This window comes from Flavobacterium piscinae (assembly GCF_004122145.1).
GTDB lineage: Bacteria > Bacteroidota > Bacteroidia > Flavobacteriales > Flavobacteriaceae > Flavobacterium > Flavobacterium piscinae.
Genome location: NZ_SBKQ01000006.1, coordinates 153,978 through 170,620, shown reverse-complemented (window position 1 = coordinate 170,620; position 16,643 = coordinate 153,978). Strand labels below are relative to the sequence as shown.

Sequence of the window (16,643 nt, the reverse complement as noted above, 5' to 3'; positions counted from 1 at the left end):
AAGTAAAAAAAGCAGCAATCTCATATTTGATTTTGCTGCTTTTGTTTTATACTATTATAATCCGTTTATCCTCTTCTGAAAGAACTAGACGACTCACGAGATGAAGAACGCTCAGATCTTGAAGAACTTTTTCTTGGTGCACTCATTTGACTCGAAGAACGTGGCGTTGATTCTACTTTTGGTGCTGAACTTCTAGGGATACTCATTGAGTTAGAATTAACTCTAGGAGTAGATCTTACTTTTGGAACACTAGCAGAATTTTCAAAACTATTACTATTAGTTCTTGGTGTATTTCTCGGATTAGAAAATACAGCACTTTCAGTCGAAGAATTATTTCTCACTCGTGGGTTAGAATTCTCATTAGTTAATGAACTGTTTGAACTAAATCCAGAACTTCTTGTGTTGCTTTTTGGCGTTCTATCAGAAATTCTGGGTGTGTTAATGGCCATATCTTCTGAACGTGTTGAACTATTTGCTCTTGTTCTTGGCGTGCTTTGCGATGTATAAGAACGTACTCCATTATTTCTTGTTCCAGTATAGGAAGTTTCAGAAAATTGGTTATTTCTTATATTTCTATCAGAAGCATCAGCTGTAAAGTTTTGACTTCTCGTGGCTCTGGTTTGCGTTAATTCATGTCGATTATTGATACCTCTATTTCTTGTAGAGAACGAACGAGTAGGGTATTGCACTTCATAAGAATTAGCTCTTCGGGTTTGGTGCATCGCAATTGCTCTTGAACTTCTTCTGTAATTCACATAATGACAGGTGTTATTTACGTTTACAAAAACATTAACATGATTTCGGTATCTAAAAATTGGCCAAGGATTCCAAGCATAATAATAGGTAGGATAATATCCCCAAAACCATGGTGAGCAATACGGACGATAGGTGTTAACCCAGAATGAATTAAATAGAATTGGTCTATGTATATAAATCGGTTCATAAATATAATTTGTACCATACATAAATACATCACCCACTACTTGAACTTGTACATTATTGTTTCTGTCTCTTTCAACTTCAACAGTAGCTACATCCTGAAATACATCTCTTCCTAAAACGGATTGAACTATGATTAAGTGGGTTCCGTTTTCAACCACTTCAATTACTCGCAAATAATCCACTTGATTATCATTGTTAAGGTCCAAATTAGAAATTGGATTGGACGGGTCATTCAATCTTCTTTCAAAATCTTCTAAATCGGCAGCTTCTCCAAAAATGTGAGCAACTGCTCTTAAATCTAAATTATCACTGATATCAATAGAATTTGCTCGCACAGTTGTTCTATCTTGGGCAATACTGCTTGTCATCCCGACAAACAAAAAGCAAAGGGTAAATAATGTAGTTTTCATAATCTAACGTATTAAAAGTTGATCGTATATTAACTATACATTTATAACAATACAATTTCTGTGCCAATAGTTTTTGAATGATTTTTTTATAAGAATATTTTGTAATATCATATTTGTTAAACTCATATTTGTTTTTATATTTGCATAAATTTTTAACAAAATGCGTAAAGTTTGTGAATTTCTACTGTTAATCCTATTAATATCTTGTAAGGATGTTGAAAAAAAACCAATCACGAACTTACGTGCTCCGTTTACCGGAGTAGAAATTGATACCCTGCTATCAGATTCCATGAGTGTACGTGCCATTACGTTGGAAAAAGACAGGGTTTGGTATGCAACCGATAAAGGGACTTATGGGTATTGCAAGTTTGATAAATCAAAAAACTATATTGGTCAAATCACGTGTGATACAATAAATCCTCATTTTAGAGGAATAGCCAAAAACAGTACTTCTATTTTTATGATTAGTACTGAAAAACCGGCTGTTATTTATCAGGTTTCTAAAACAGATAATTTGGTAACTAAAGTTTTTGAAGATAAACATCCGAATGCTTTTTACAACGGAATTCAATTTTGGAATGATTATGAAGGAATCGCCATGGGGGATCCTCAAAATGGTTGTCTTTCAATTGTGATTACCAGAGATGCCGGAAAAACTTGGTCAAAAATACCGTGTAGAGATTTACCAAAAATAGAACAAGGAGAAGCCGGTTTTGCTGCCAGTAATTCGAGTTTGGTTGTAAAAGGGAATAATGCCTGGATTGTAACCGGAGGTTCAAAAGCAAGGATTTTCTTTTCAAAAGACAAAGGAAAAACGTGGACAGTGTATAATACTCCCATAAACCAAGGAAAACCAATGGCCGGAATTTTTACAGCTGATTTTTACAACGATACTATTGGAATTATTGCCGGTGGTGATTATGAAAATCAAGATGAAAATTCTAAAAATAAAGCCCTAACCATTAACAGTGGACAATCCTGGGCTTTGATTTCAGACGGTGATGGATTTGGTTATACTTCTTGTATCCAATTTGTTCCTGAATCCGGTGGACTTTTAACGGTGAGTGTTGGTCCGCAAGGTATTTACTTTTCTAATGACAGTGGTAATTTTTGGAAAAAAATCAGTAATATAAAAGATTTTCATACCATTCGTTTTATCAATGAGCGAAACGCCATTGCAGCCGGAAATAATAAGATTGTCAAAATTAAATTTACGTCAAATTAATTTCTTTTAGACGAACGGTTTTCACGGTATTGTTTCAAAAGATTTCGATTAAAATCTTCTTCAGCTTTTTTGAGTTTAATTATTTTATGCGAGCTGATTACATTCTTTAAATCAGCCACCAATTTTTTTCTCAATTGATGTGTTTCTTCTTCAACACTTTCCAATTGAGAAAGTAAAACAGCTGCTTCTTTTTCAGACATTGAATCCAAATCAGCATCCATACGTTTCATATAGGACTTCATTTTTTCGTGACGTAATTCAAATTGCTTGTCTTCAAAAGCGTTATAAATCGGCCAAAACTTTTCAGCTTCTTGAGAAGTTAAACTTAATTCATTTGTAATAAAAGCAGTTTTTAAAGCTTTTACTTTATCTCTTTTGCCACCTTGTGCAAAACCTGTTGATGTAAAAATCAAACAAATAAATAGTGTATAAATGGTACTTTTTTTCATGGTATTCTTTTTAATCGATAAGATATTGTTCAATGGTTTTGTTTTCAAGTAAATATTTTTCAATGGTTTCCGTTTCTAATGATTGTTGCTCTTGCAAAGAAATTAAATCGGATTCGTCTAAATGACTAATGATATCTTCCGTATAAATAGTTGGATGATAGCTTAAATACTGTTCTATAGATTCATCATCCAGAGTTGTTGAATTTACTTTCCAGTTTTGATATAAAGGAATACTGACTGCCAAAACAACAACAGCAGCAATAGCAGAAAACCAATATTTTCGATTGGGATTCAATTGAATTACTTTCGGCTCTTCGATAGCTAATTGAGCTGAAATTCTGGATTCGAGTTCTTCAAAATAACTTTCGGGAACTTTAAAGCCCGATTTAATTTTTGGTTGTTTATGTAAATCTATTGGATTCATACTTGTTTGACTTTAAAAATTTGCAATGGTTTAATCAACGTTTAAATATTCTTCAATTTTTTTTACTGCAATGTGGTAGGAAGCTTTCAATCCTCCAACTGATGTACCTAAAATTTCTGATATTTCTTCATATTTTAATTCTTCAAAATATTTCATTTTAAACACGAGTTGTTGTTTTTCCGGTAGTCGAGCAATTGCTTTTTGCAGTTTTAATTGAATTTCATCACCATCAAAATATTCATCGGCTTGGATTTTTTCGGTTTGTTGTTGCAAATATTCTTCGCTGGTCGTTTGAAATCGTTTTGATTTTTGTTGCAAAAAAGTGAGCGATTCATTGGTTGCAATGCGGTACATCCACGAAAACAGCTTACTTTCTCCTTTAAATGCGTTTAAGTTTCTAAAAACTTTGACAAAAGTATTTTGTAAAACATCATCGGCATCATCGTGATTTAAAACCAAATTACGAATATGTGAATACAAAGGTCGCTGGTATTGAGATACCAACTGCTGAAAGGCATTTCGCTGCGTTTTGGGATTTAATAACGCTTCTATAAAAGCTTTTTCGTCTTGCACAACCGTGTTTATCGATTAGACTGTGAATGTACAAAAAGGTTTAATAGTTTTTTAAAAATATAATTCTTAGCTATTCAATAGGAGTAGCGTTTACTAGTGATGGAGAAATCACTTGATTTGTTTGTTGCTTAATCGGTATATAAATTTCGGTTAACCATTGCGAAGGTTGCTTAACATCGGCTCTGTTTTTCACATACACTTCACGAAAAGCACCGTCAAAATTTTGGTCTAAATTGTTTTTTTTGAGGAAATCAAAACCTTTATCCCATGCTTCTTTACTGTGTGAATAATCGCCTTTTAAAACTATTTTTAACGCTTGGTGTGATGGAATACTATCCACTGTAAATTCACTTTCTGGAGTGGTATAAATAATTTCTTTTAACGGTGTGGCAATAGAAAACACCGTTTTGTTTTTTGCTACATCGTAAGTATCAAAAATGACAAACTTTTGGTTGTTGGTTTTGATGTTATTTTCTGTTACAAAATTATGAAGCAAAGGCAACGATTTTTGAAGAACACTATAAAAATCAGTAACCTTACTTTCACCTTTTCGCTTTAAGTAAATTTGAGGTAATACTTCAACAATTCCATTTAAATCTATTGAATAAGTTGAAATTTCTTTACGAAGTACTTTATCTAATGAAGCCAGTTTGTTTTCAAAATCGGTACTTAATTTTTTTTCAAATCCACCGTAAAATAAGGACTGTAATTTTCCCATGAAATCTAATTCTCCACTAGAATTCATTGTAACTTTGGTTCCTCCAATGGTATCTTTAAAGGTAATGTAAGCATCTCCTGATTCTCCATTCCAATTCACTTTCTGAGCAATACTGTCGTTTTCTTTTAAATAAATAGTTTTTACAGAACCTTCTCCATCTTTCCCTGTCCAACTAAATGATCCACCCACACCAATGGTGCTTTTGGGGTAACTAATTTTCAATTCCTCTTCATCTAATCCACAAAATGATTCCCAATTTTGATAATCATTTACATATTGAAAAAGAGCCGATTTTTCAATGTTAATTACTTTACTTTTGGTAACTGAAAATAAACCGTTTTGGGTTGACAAATAAACCGTAAAAGCAATTAAAATCAACAAAATTAATAGTAAAATATACTTTAATATTTTCATTGCGAATGGATGCTATTTAAATAACGATGTAAAGGTAGGAAATTAATTCTTGTTTTAACAAAGAGGAAATTTTTGCAAAAAAAAAAGCAAAAAAAAACGCCACGAAAATTGTGACGTTTTATAATGGGGATACCTTTTGAAAATTATTTTCCGGTTTGTTTTTTCATTTCTTTTTCAATCATGTCATAAAACTGATCGATTTTTGGCATTACAATTATTCTTGTTCTGCGATTAGCGGCTCTGTTTTCAACCGTATTGTTTTCAACCAATGGAAGGTATTCGCTTCTTCCGGCTGCAATAAGCTGACGCGGATTTACTTTGTGCGTGTTAGTAAGCACTCGAACTACAGCGGTAGCACGTTTCACACTCAAATCCCAGTTATCAACAAGCACACCATTTTTATACGGAACGTTGTCTGTATGACTTTCTACCATACATTCAAAATCGGGTTTGTCTTTTACAACTTTAGCCACTTTACCTAAAATTTCTTTGGCACGATCGCTTATTTCATAACTACCTGATTTAAAAAGCAATTTATCGGCGATTGAAATCATCACAACACCTTTATCAACATTAATTTCAATATCCGGGTCAGAAATCCCAACAGCCCCTTTTAAACTTGTTACTAAGGCCAACGTAACACTGTCTTTTTTCGTCAAGGCATCTTGCAAACGCGAAATTTTTAAATCTTTTTCTTTTAAACTTTCTAATGATTTTTCAAGATTCTCTGCTCCTTTGGCGGTTAGCGTTGTTAAATTACCCATGTTGTTGATTAAATCCGAATTGTTTTTCTTCAAATCATTAACTTGATTGGTAAGTAATTCTTTTTCACTTAAACACAAGTTTAATTTTGAAGTTGCAGTGTTCAGTAAATCTTGACATTCTTTGTTTTTTGCCTCCAATTCTGCTATTTTCTTTTTGGTGCCACAAGAGCCTAAGGTTAAGGCAACAATAGATAGTAATAAAACTACTTTTCTCATAATTATGATTTTTTATTTTTTACAAAATTAATGTCATTCTGTGAATAGAATTACATTTTAATAGATAAACTAATGTTAAAATTTATCCACAAATAGCGTGCATTTTTTTACAAAATAGTTGTAAACAATACTTGTAGTATGGTAATAGCTACTCTTGACTTTCACTTTTCGTTTTCGTATGGTTTTAATTAACAAGCCGTAAAATGAAAAATGGGCTTTAATTATCGAAATAGTGTGTTTGTACTTTCCCTTCGATATAAATTGAATGCCTGCAATGCCATCTAAAATCATTCTTCCGACAACTATGAAAAATAATTTATTTGACGGTAAATTCTTTGTTAGCATCAATAATGAATTCCTAAAATTTAAAAAGGTTTTCCTTGGATTAGCATTCGATAAAGTTCCTCCTCCCAAGTGATAAACCGTCGATTGACCACAATAAAAAGTATCGTAATTCAAGGTAAAGCTCCGCCAACACAAATCGATTTCTTCTTGATGGGCAAAAAAATCGGCATCAAAACCCTTTAATTCTTGAAACACATCTTTTCGGATAAAAAAACAGGCTCCGGAGGCCCAAAATATTTGTCGAGTGTCGTTGTATTGTCCTTTGTCTTCTTCAATCGTATCAAAAATGCGTCCTCGACAATAAGGATAACCAAATTTATCAATAAAACCTCCACCGGCTCCGGCATATTCGAAATGGGTTTTCTTTTTGTAATCTAGAATTTTAGGTTGAACAATCGCCGTATTTGGATGACTTTCAAAAAGGGATAGAATAGGAGTGAGCCAATTTTCGGTTACTGCAATATCGGAGTTGACTAAACAAAAAATTTCTTCTTCAATGTTTTGTAATCCTTCATTATAACCTTGTGCAAATCCATAATTCTCTTTGTTTTGAATGATTTTAACAGACGGAAATTCTTGCTTCAAAACCATTATTGAATCATCTGTAGAAGCATTGTCAATCAAATAAACCGTTCCTTCTTGCGAATACTTAACCACCGAAGGCAAAAACTCTTTCAAAAGTTTAGCTCCGTTCCAATTTAAAATGACTACTGCGATTTTTTTCAAGATGATTTTGTTATTGCGTTATAACTAGGAATATCTTTCAAAAACAAATAACTTTCCTTTTCCAAATCCATTTGACAAAAATAGTGATTCAATCCGTTGGTAACCATTAAATAATTGGCTTTTAAAGTCAAGTTATAACGGGCAATTTGATCAAAAACGGTTTGTGAAATGGCTACGTTCGGTTGTTTACATTCTACTACTAAAAAAACAGTTCCATTTGGTTGAAAAACAACAACATCATAACGCTTAGTTAAACCATTAATTTTAATCACTTTTTCTACATTAATCAATGATTTAGGGTAGTTTTTATCGACCATTAAAAATTGCACTACGTGAATGCGTACCCATTCTTCCGGAGTGAGTACCACAAATTTTTTCCTGATTTCATCAAAAACCAACAAGTTATTTTCACTATTTTTGAAGCGAAAGGAATAGTCGGGAAAATTCAGTTTTTGCATACCGCAAATGTACTTATTTTAAATAAAAAGCCAACTTATTCGCCAAGACAACCCTACCATGGATGAAATTGTAAAAATTATTAATGACATAAAAAACGGAAACATCAAACCCATTTATTTTTTAATGGGCGAAGAACCTTATTATATTGATAAATTAACGGAATATATTGAAGATAATGTTTTGTCGGAAGACGAAAAAGGATTCAACCAAATGGTGTTGTACGGACGAGATGTAACGGTAGAAGACATTGTGGGCAATGCCAAACGCTACCCCATGATGGCCGACCGACAAGTGGTGATTGTAAAAGAAGCTCAAGAGCTTTCCAGAACCATAGACAAATTGGAAAGTTATGCTGAAAACCCACAACCTACAACGGTATTGGTTATGGCATACAAATATAAAACGTTGGATAAACGTAAAAAATTAACCAAAACCATTGAAAAAAACGGACTCCTTTTTGAGAGTAAAAAGTTATACGAAAATCAAGTGGCAGCATGGATTTCAAGGGTTTTAAAGCCGAAAGACTATTCCATTGAACCTAAAGCCGCTGCTATGTTGGTAGAATTTTTAGGGACGGATTTGAGTCGTATCAGCAATGAACTAGACAAACTACAAATCATTTTACCAAAAGGCACGGTCATTAATCCCAATCATATTGAAACGAATATAGGGTTTAGTAAAGATTTTAATCAGTTTGAGTTTCGAAAAGCCATTGGTGATCGAAACGAGTTGCAATCCTACCGAATTGCTCAACATTTTTCGCAAAACAAAAAAGAATACCCAATAGTACTGACGATTGGAATGGTATTTGCCTTTTTTTCTGCGTTGTTGCAATACCATGGATTGAAAGATAAATCACCCGGAAATGTTTCAAAAGTGATAAAAGTAAATCCGTACTTTTTAAAAGATTATGATGTCGCCTTGAAAAATTACCCCATGAAAAAAGTCAGCTCCATCGTTGCCAAACTACGCGAAATTGATGTGAAAAGCAAAGGAGTAGGTGCGAATCAATTGAATGATGAAGATTTGTACAAAGAGTTGCTGACTACCATTTTTGCAAAATAAAAAACCATCAATCGGATGGGATTGATGGTCTGTTTTTTATGTAAATGAAGTTAGAATTTTACGGTAACCGTTTTCATTTCACCATTGCGTTTAAATGTAACCGGTAATTCATCTCCGGAATTGATTTTTGATAAACAATTCATATAGCCATACACTTCTTTAATCTCACAATCGCCAATTTTTAGGATCACATCACCGCCTTGTATTCCGGCCAATTGAGCCGGTCTGTTATCCGTAACACCATCTACATGTAATCCGTCGCCGTGATCGGTATAATCCGGCATGATGCCTAAGGTTACTTTGTATTTGGGAGCGGTTTTAGGAGCATCAGTTTTGGTAGGAACAAATTCTACTTTGTCTAAAGCAGCGATTTCATTACACACTCTGAAAACATAATCAGTAATGTTGCGAACACCGTAATAATTAATTTTTTCTTCATCATCCGAAGGTTTGTGGTAATCAGCATGCGTTCCGGTAAAGAAAAATAACACCGGAATATTTTTCAAATAAAAAGAAGTATGATCCGAAGGTCCCATGCCGCTTTCGTCCAAGGTCACCGCAAATCCGGCCGGTTTATTTCGTTCCACAATCGATTTGAAGTTGGGATTGGTTCCTACACCGCCAACCGTCAGGTTTTTCATTTCGTTCAAACGACCAATCATGTCCAAATTTATCATGCTGATAATATTCGGATGATTATTTTTCAACACATTGGCCAATTGTTTCGAACCGATTAGTCCGTCTTCTTCACCAGAGAAAAAGGCAAATAAATAATTTACGTTTTCAGTCGATTTATTTTTGGCATACATGCGGGCCAATTCCAAAACAGCCGCTACACCTGAAGCATTGTCATCCGCACCGTTGTGAATTTCTCCTTTTGAATTGGGTTTAGAAGAATGATTGTGCTCATTCAATCCCAAATGGTCATAATGTGCTCCAATTAAAATGGTTTTGGTCGCTTTGTTATCTAAAAAGCCTACCACATTTTTACCTGAATTTGGTTTGATTTGGGTGGAATCATGCGGATTCAAACGTACTTTATAGTCAAATTTTTGAATATAATTTTTTCCGTCAAATGGTTTTAAACCCAAACTTTTCAATTCTTTTACCAAATAATTAGCAGCCAATTCTTCACCTTTTGAACCGGTTAATCGCCCTTGTAATTCATCAGAAGCTAAATAAGAAATATGTTTTTTCAACGATTTGGGTTGCGTCAATTCCGCTTCGTCTTGATCTACCCAATCCGCTATGAACACATTGGTTTCTCTGGGTTTCGACTGCATTCGATTACTCGAAAAAACCAATTTTTTTCCATCGGGTGAAAACATTGGAAAGGCATTGAATTCACTTTCCCAGGTAATTTGACGTAAATTTTCTCCATTGATATCAATCATGTACAATTGAAAATCATATCCTCTGGTTGAATGATGATTGGAGGAAAAAATGATTTTTTGGTCTGACGGATGAAAGTAGGGAGCCCAATTGGCTTTACCTAAATTAGTAATTTGTTTTAAATCAGAACCGTCAATGTTACAAGTGTAAATTTCCATTTCCGAAGGAGCAACCAAATTTTGGCTCAACAACTCTTTGTATTCTTTGATTTCTTCCTCCGTTTTTGGACGTGAAGAACGGAATACAATTTTCTTGCTGTCATGCGAAAAGAAACAACCCCCGTCATAACCCAAACCAAAAGTGATTTGTTTCAAGTTTGAACCATCAATGTCCATCGTATAAATTTCCAAATCACCACTTCTGATGCTGGTGAAGGCAATTTTTTTTCCGTCAGGAGAAACCACTGCTTCGGCATCATAACCCGGAGAATCAGTCAATTTTTTAGTGATATTCCCATTCAAATCCGCTATGTAAATATCAAATTCCGGATAAATGGCCCAAAGGTATTTTCCATCGGTTGATTTTGGTGGAGCAGGACAAGCATGGTTGTCTGCGTGTGTAGAAGCATACAAAATATGTTTTCCATCCGGCATATAATAGGAGCAAGTGGTTCTACCTTTTCCGGTGGAAATCAATTTCAAACTATTTTCATTGAATTCTTGTTCCTGTAAATCCAACATGAAAATTTGGTCACACGGAACGCCAAACGCTTTATTGGTCACTTGAAGCGTTAATTTTTTTCCATCCGGACTAAAATAAGCCTCCGCATTATCACCGCCAAAGGTAAGTTGTTTGATGTTTTTTAGATGTTTTTCTTGAGCAACCAAAAGAGTTGACAAACAAAGAAAAGCAAGTAGAAAAGTATTTTTAAACATGATCTTAATTTTGAAATGAATGCAAATATACCAATTACAAATGGGTCGAAAAAAGATTTTTATTTTGTTTGTGATTTGTTCCTCTTGATTCATTTTGTATTAAAACTTTATTGTCGATATTTGCATTTCCAAAAACAAAAAAACTAAATCATGGGGATGAATAAGAATACAGTCTTAGCATGGGCAACTTTCATTATGATTATTATGGGAATTATCCTTATCGGATTAGGCATTTATCGCTATGCCGATGTAGCCGGATGGGGTTTTGCCACAGTTGGTATAGGATTTTTAGCCATTGCATGGGTGTTTAATGCTTTAAAAGGAAGAGTATAATTTAATTTTACACAACAATGTCAGACGATAAAAAAGTCATCTTTTCGATGTCGAAAGTAAGCAAGACTTACTCCAGCACCAACAAACAAGTTTTAAAAGATATTTATTTGAGCTTCTTTTATGGAGCCAAAATTGGAATTTTAGGTTTAAATGGCTCCGGAAAATCATCTTTATTAAAGATTATAGCCGGTGTAGATAAGAATTTCCAAGGTGATTTGGTATTTGCTCCCGGTTACAAAGTAGGGTATTTAGAGCAAGAACCGCAATTGGATGAAAATAAAACGGTTATTGAAATTGTTCGCGAAGGAGCCGCAGAAATTTTTGCCCTTTTAGAGGAATTCAACAAAATCAACGATATGTTTGGTCTGCCGGAGGTCTATGAAGATGCCGATAAAATGCAAAAATTGATGGACCGTCAAGCGGAATTGCAAGATAAAATTGATGCCGTTGGAGCATGGGAAATTGATAATAAATTAGAAGTAGCGATGGATGCTCTTCGCACACCGGATTCCGATACACCAATTAAAGTATTGTCCGGTGGTGAAAAAAGACGCGTGGCGTTGTGTCGATTATTGTTACAACAACCGGATGTGTTATTATTGGATGAGCCAACCAACCACTTAGATGCAGAATCGGTATTGTGGTTAGAACAACATTTACAACAATATCCTGGAACCGTAATTGCCGTAACACACGACCGTTATTTCTTAGACAACGTAGCGGGTTGGATTTTGGAACTGGATAGAGGAGAAGGGATTCCGTGGAAAGGAAATTATTCTTCTTGGTTAGACCAAAAATCAAAACGTTTAGAATTAGAAGAAAAAGTAGCTTCCAAACGTAGAAAAACCTTAGAACGCGAGCTAGAATGGGTGCGTCAAGGAGCCAAAGGTCGTCAGACGAAACAAAAAGCACGTTTACAGAATTATGACAAACTCTTAAACGAAGACCAAAAAGCATTGGATGAAAAATTAGAATTGTATATTCCAAACGGACCACGTTTAGGGACAAATGTTATTGAAGCAAAAGGTGTTGCCAAAGCGTATGGAGATAAATTGTTGTATGAAGATTTGAATTTCACCCTTCCACAAGCCGGAATTGTGGGTATCATTGGTCCGAATGGAGCGGGAAAAACGACCATTTTCAGAATGATTATGGGAGAGGAAACACCGGACAAAGGTACATTTACCATTGGAGAAACCGTAAAAATTGCCTATGTTGATCAATCGCATTCCAACATCAATCCGGATAAATCGATTTGGGAAAACTTTTGTGATGGTCAGGAATTAATCATGATGGGTGGTAGACAAGTCAACTCAAGAGCATATTTGAGTCGTTTTAACTTTGGTGGAAGTGATCAAAATAAAAAAGTAGCTACGCTATCCGGTGGAGAACGCAACCGATTGCATTTAGCTATCACTTTAAAAGAAGAAGGAAACGTATTGTTACTGGATGAGCCAACTAATGATTTGGATGTAAATACCTTACGAGCCTTAGAGGAAGGGTTGGAAAATTTTGCCGGTTGTGCGGTGATAATTTCACACGACAGATGGTTTTTAGATCGAGTATGTACACATATCTTGGCATTTGAAGGCGATTCGCAAGTCTATTTCTTTGAAGGCAGTTTTTCTGAATATGAAGAAAACAAACGCAAACGTTTAGGTGGTGATTTGACACCTAAGCGAATTAAATACAAAAAATTAGTGCGAAATTAATTTTAATCAAAATCCTGAGCAATCAGGATTTTTTTTCATTATTTTACTTTATATTTGAGAAATAATCGATTAAGAATGTCCCAAAAATTTGGTTATCTACTACTGTCTATATTTCTTTCTTTTTCTGTTTTTTCGCAAGAAAAAAAAGTAACCAGAGAGGACGTATTGAATCTGTTGATTACTTCAGATAGTTTGATGTTTAAAACAAAATACAAACAATCACTTTTACTATCCAATGAAGCTCTAAAAAAAGCCAAACAATTAAAAAATGACAACCTGATTGCTTTGTCATACAACTCGATTGCGGGTAATTATGAAGAAATCTTAGAGGAAGACAAAGCTCTTGATTTCTACAAAAAGGCAGTAGTTTACTCCGAAAAAGCAAGTAATGATACCTTAAAAAATTGGTTTTACAACAATATTGGTAATATTTATTTGTACCGCAAAAATAACGTTGATGTTGGAATAGAATATTATAACAAATCTTTAGAATTTTCCAATCGTTTGAAAGATACTGCCTCAACGGTATTGACAAAATTAAATCTCTCGTGGGCCTATTTTCAAAAGAAGGATTATACCAAGGCTATTCAGAACTTGGATTTTGCTGAAAAGCATATTGATTATATGCGTTTTCCCGATACAGAAACCTATCTTAATTTGCTGTTAGGGATGAAGTTTAATCATTTAAAAGACAATGAAAAAGCCAAATTATATTATGAAAAAGCCATTGCAATAAGTACAAAAAATCAATTAGATTCTTATTTATCAGACAGCTATGAGCAATTTGCTAACCACCTATTTGAAATTGGGGATTACAAAAATGCTTATTTAGCTTTAGATAAACACGAGGAAGTTAAAGATCGTGTTTTTCGTTCCGAAAATATCAAAAATGCTGAATTAGTTGCCTTAAAAATTGAACTGGAGGAGTCCAAAAAAGAAATTCAAAAAATAAAAAAAGAACGAAGTCTTCAATCGGACAACTTGAAAAAAACCAAAATTATTGTCACTTTGATACTTGTGTTTTTAATGTTGATGATGTTTTTGCTGTATATTTTGTATCGAAATAATATTTTTAGAAGAAAAATTAATAATTTTTTGGAATCTAAAAATGAAGAATTAAATATTGCTAAAGAAAAAGCGGAAGAAGCATCTAAATTAAAAACACAATTCATTTCAACAATCAGTCATGAATTGCGAACACCATTGTATGGCGTAGTTGGAATAACAAATATGCTTTCAGACGAACACAAAGAATTGGCTAATAGTCCACATTTAAATTCTTTAAAATTTTCAGCACGTTATCTTCTGTCGTTGGTAAATGACTTACTTCAAATCAATAAAATTGAAGAGAATAAAGTGGTTTTAGAGCATGTAACCATGAATGTGGCTGACGAAATCAACATGGTTTCCAATTCTTTATCCTTCATCGCTACTCGCAACAATAACAAAGTTATTACTGAAATCGACCCTACAATTCCTGAGTTTTTAGTGGGAGATAAAATCAGACTTTCTCAAATTTTAATGAATTTGGTCAGTAACGCTTTGAAATTTACACAAAACGGTGAAGTAAAAATTAAAGCTGGATTAGATCGTAAAGAAAATTCACTTTGCTACATTAAGTTTGAAGTAATCGATACCGGAATGGGTATTGCAGAAAAAGATCTAGGAAAGATATTTGATAAGTTTGTACAAATCGATCGTAAAGAAGATGATTACCAAGGTGCCGGATTAGGATTATCTATTGTGAAAAAATTGGTAAAATTATTTGGTAGCGAAATTTTTGTAAAAAGTCAAGAAGGAAAAGGAACCGCTTTTGATTTTACGATTGCTTTTGATTCGGATAGCTCCAAAGTGAATGAAATAATTAATAATATTCCGGTTGACCTTTCTAATGCTCAAATCTATAAAGTTTTGGTAGTAGAAGACAACAAAATCAATCAAATGGTTACCCGAAAAATTATGGAAAAAAGTAACTTCAAAACGTTAATTGTTGATGATGGCTATGCCGCTATAGAAGCGTTGTCTAAAGAACCTTTTGATGTTGTGTTAATGGATATAAATATGCCACTGATTAATGGTTTTGAAACGACTAAACTTATCCGTAAAAAAGGATTAACAATCCCAATTATTGCATTAACAGCGTTTGCAAAAGATGAAATTTCAGAGGAAGCTTTTGAGGCCGGAATGAATGATGTGCTGATTAAACCTTTTGAACCTACAAAGTTAATTTACAGCATCGAAATGTTAGTAAAAAGAAAAAATGACTAATACCAACGTTTTTTATTCTTTTTAGAAGCATCTGATTTTCGGGAAGTATTATTTTTCTTTGTATTTCGGTAATCTTTTTTTGCCGGTTCTTCCGTTTTGGTTTCCTCAACATTCGTCCATGGATAGGGATGATCTTTGATGGTTTTCACATTCACTCTAACTAACTTTTGAATGTCTTTCCAATACACTTCTTCATCTTTTCCACAAAATGAAATCGATATTCCGCCATTTCCGGCACGTCCGGTTCTTCCGATACGGTGCACGTAGGTTTCAGGAATGTTGGGTAAATCGAAGTTTAAAACATACGGTAAGCTTTCTATATCAATTCCACGAGCGGCAATATCGGTGGCTACTAAAACCGAAATTTCATTCTTTTTAAAAGCCTCTAATACGCGTTGACGGGCCGATTGTGATTTGTCTCCGTGAATCGCCTCTGCATTTACACCGTTTTTCTTCAAAGCTTTGACTACATTATCGGCTCCATGTTTGGTTCGGCTAAAAACTAACAATTGTTTTAAACCTTCATTTCGAATGAGATGGTATAATAATTTCCTTTTATCTTCTTTGTTGACAAAGTAAATGCGTTGCTCCACCGTTTCTGCCGTAGAAGAAATAGGTGTGACTGAAACATATTTTGGATTGGTTAAAAAACTATCCGCTAATTCTCTAATCGCAATTGGCATGGTGGCCGAAAACAATAAAGTCTGACGATTATCAGGCGTTAATTTGATGATTTTTTTCACATCATTAATAAACCCCATGTCTAACATTTGGTCAGCTTCGTCTAAAACCAACGTATGCAAATGGTCTAAATTAATAAAACCTTGTTTATGTAAATCCAATAAACGACCAGGCGTAACAATCAAAACATCGACTCCTTTTTTTAATTGATCTACCTGTGGCACTTGGCTCACACCACCGAAAATAGTGAGTTGACGAATATTAGTATAACGACCGTAGGTATCAAAACTTTCCCCAATTTGAATAGCTAATTCTCGTGTTGGTGTAACAACTAACGCACGAATATTTTTGCGTTTTTGAGCAGAACCAACAATTCTATGTAATAAATTCAGGATAGGAATGGCAAAAGCGGCCGTTTTTCCGGTACCGGTTTGAGCACAACCCACTAAATCGTTTCCTTCTAAAATGATGGGAATAGCTTGTTGCTGAATAGGAGTAGGAGTGGTATAGCCTTCGTCAGACAAGGCATGTTGTATATTTTGAAGTAGATTTAAATCCTGAAAAGTCATCGTGTTTTATTTGGCGGCAAAGATAGGGTAATTTTGTGAGAGTATAGGTTATGAAGAAAGGTAAGCAATTTTGTGTTTAATAA

The 16,643-nt window shown here is 34.1% G+C and carries 15 protein-coding genes; 5 read left to right on the top strand and 10 right to left on the bottom strand.

The window, feature by feature from the left end; genetic code table 11:
• Nucleotides 1-65: 65 nt before the first annotated feature.
• Nucleotides 66-1,352, bottom strand: a complete 1,287-nt coding sequence (locus EQG68_RS07425; protein ID WP_129464178.1) for a hypothetical protein — start codon at nucleotides 1,350-1,352, stop codon at nucleotides 66-68.
• A gap of 160 nt (nucleotides 1,353-1,512) precedes the next feature.
• Here EQG68_RS07425 and EQG68_RS07420 point away from each other — a divergent pair, with 160 nt between their 5' ends.
• Nucleotides 1,513-2,577 carry a sialidase family protein gene (locus tag EQG68_RS07420; protein WP_129464177.1) on the top strand — a complete coding sequence of 355 codons (1,065 nt, stop codon included), beginning with the start codon at nucleotides 1,513-1,515 and terminating at the stop codon, nucleotides 2,575-2,577.
• Here EQG68_RS07420 and EQG68_RS07415 read toward each other — a convergent pair.
• The 7 genes from EQG68_RS07415 to EQG68_RS07385 form a co-directional block, all read right to left on the bottom strand.
• The gene (locus EQG68_RS07415; RefSeq protein WP_129464176.1) at nucleotides 2,574-3,026 is read right to left on the bottom strand and encodes a sensor of ECF-type sigma factor; all 453 of its coding nucleotides are present in this window, start codon (nucleotides 3,024-3,026) and stop codon (nucleotides 2,574-2,576) included. The genes EQG68_RS07420 and EQG68_RS07415 overlap by 4 nt on opposite strands.
• Before the next feature lie 10 nt (nucleotides 3,027-3,036).
• Complete coding sequence (locus EQG68_RS07410) at nucleotides 3,037-3,450, bottom strand: hypothetical protein (RefSeq protein ID WP_129464175.1); 414 nt, start codon at nucleotides 3,448-3,450, stop codon at nucleotides 3,037-3,039.
• A gap of 30 nt (nucleotides 3,451-3,480) precedes the next feature.
• Nucleotides 3,481-4,023 (bottom strand): RNA polymerase sigma factor, encoded by a 543-nt coding sequence (locus EQG68_RS07405; protein ID WP_129464174.1) that lies wholly within the window; start codon nucleotides 4,021-4,023, stop codon nucleotides 3,481-3,483.
• Between the two features lie 70 nt (nucleotides 4,024-4,093).
• A complete protein-coding gene (locus EQG68_RS07400; protein WP_129464173.1) occupies nucleotides 4,094-5,155 on the bottom strand; it encodes a GyrI-like domain-containing protein in 1,062 nt (353 codons plus the stop codon).
• Between the two features lie 143 nt (nucleotides 5,156-5,298).
• The gene (locus EQG68_RS07395; protein ID WP_129464172.1) at nucleotides 5,299-6,135 is read right to left on the bottom strand and encodes an OmpA/MotB family protein; all 837 of its coding nucleotides are present in this window, start codon (nucleotides 6,133-6,135) and stop codon (nucleotides 5,299-5,301) included.
• A gap of 75 nt (nucleotides 6,136-6,210) precedes the next feature.
• A complete protein-coding gene (locus tag EQG68_RS07390; protein WP_129464171.1) occupies nucleotides 6,211-7,206 on the bottom strand; it encodes a glycosyltransferase family 2 protein in 996 nt (331 codons plus the stop codon).
• Nucleotides 7,203-7,664 carry a type I restriction enzyme HsdR N-terminal domain-containing protein gene (locus EQG68_RS07385; protein WP_129464170.1) on the bottom strand — a complete coding sequence of 154 codons (462 nt, stop codon included), beginning with the start codon at nucleotides 7,662-7,664 and terminating at the stop codon, nucleotides 7,203-7,205. Before EQG68_RS07385 ends, EQG68_RS07390 begins: the two co-directional genes overlap by 4 nt.
• 58 nt (nucleotides 7,665-7,722) lie before the next feature.
• Here EQG68_RS07385 and holA point away from each other — a divergent pair, with 58 nt between their 5' ends.
• Entirely contained in the window at nucleotides 7,723-8,730 is a 1,008-nt protein-coding gene (gene holA / locus EQG68_RS07380; RefSeq protein WP_129464169.1) for a DNA polymerase III subunit delta, read from the top strand.
• 50 nt (nucleotides 8,731-8,780) lie between these two features.
• On the opposite strand, the gene EQG68_RS07375 is transcribed toward holA, so the two are convergent.
• On the bottom strand, nucleotides 8,781-10,997 hold the full coding sequence (locus EQG68_RS07375) for a M20/M25/M40 family metallo-hydrolase (protein ID WP_129464168.1): 2,217 nt from the start codon (nucleotides 10,995-10,997) through the stop codon (nucleotides 8,781-8,783).
• A gap of 150 nt (nucleotides 10,998-11,147) precedes the next feature.
• On the opposite strand from EQG68_RS07375, the gene EQG68_RS07370 reads away from it, so the two are divergent.
• The 3 genes from EQG68_RS07370 (at nucleotide 11,148) to EQG68_RS07360 (ending at nucleotide 15,310) form a co-directional block, all read left to right on the top strand.
• Entirely contained in the window at nucleotides 11,148-11,330 is a 183-nt protein-coding gene (locus EQG68_RS07370) for a CAL67264 family membrane protein (protein WP_129464167.1), read from the top strand.
• A 17-nt stretch (nucleotides 11,331-11,347) separates the two neighbouring features.
• Nucleotides 11,348-13,042, top strand: a complete 1,695-nt coding sequence (gene ettA / locus EQG68_RS07365; protein WP_129464166.1) for an energy-dependent translational throttle protein EttA — start codon at nucleotides 11,348-11,350, stop codon at nucleotides 13,040-13,042.
• A 75-nt stretch (nucleotides 13,043-13,117) separates the two neighbouring features.
• Nucleotides 13,118-15,310 carry a tetratricopeptide repeat-containing hybrid sensor histidine kinase/response regulator gene (locus tag EQG68_RS07360; protein ID WP_129464165.1) on the top strand — a complete coding sequence of 731 codons (2,193 nt, stop codon included), beginning with the start codon at nucleotides 13,118-13,120 and terminating at the stop codon, nucleotides 15,308-15,310.
• On the opposite strand, the gene EQG68_RS07355 is transcribed toward EQG68_RS07360, so the two are convergent.
• Nucleotides 15,307-16,560, bottom strand: a complete 1,254-nt coding sequence (locus EQG68_RS07355) for a DEAD/DEAH box helicase (RefSeq protein ID WP_129464164.1) — start codon at nucleotides 16,558-16,560, stop codon at nucleotides 15,307-15,309. The two genes, EQG68_RS07360 and EQG68_RS07355, sit on opposite strands and share 4 nt — an antisense overlap.
• Nucleotides 16,561-16,643 lie beyond the last annotated feature (83 nt).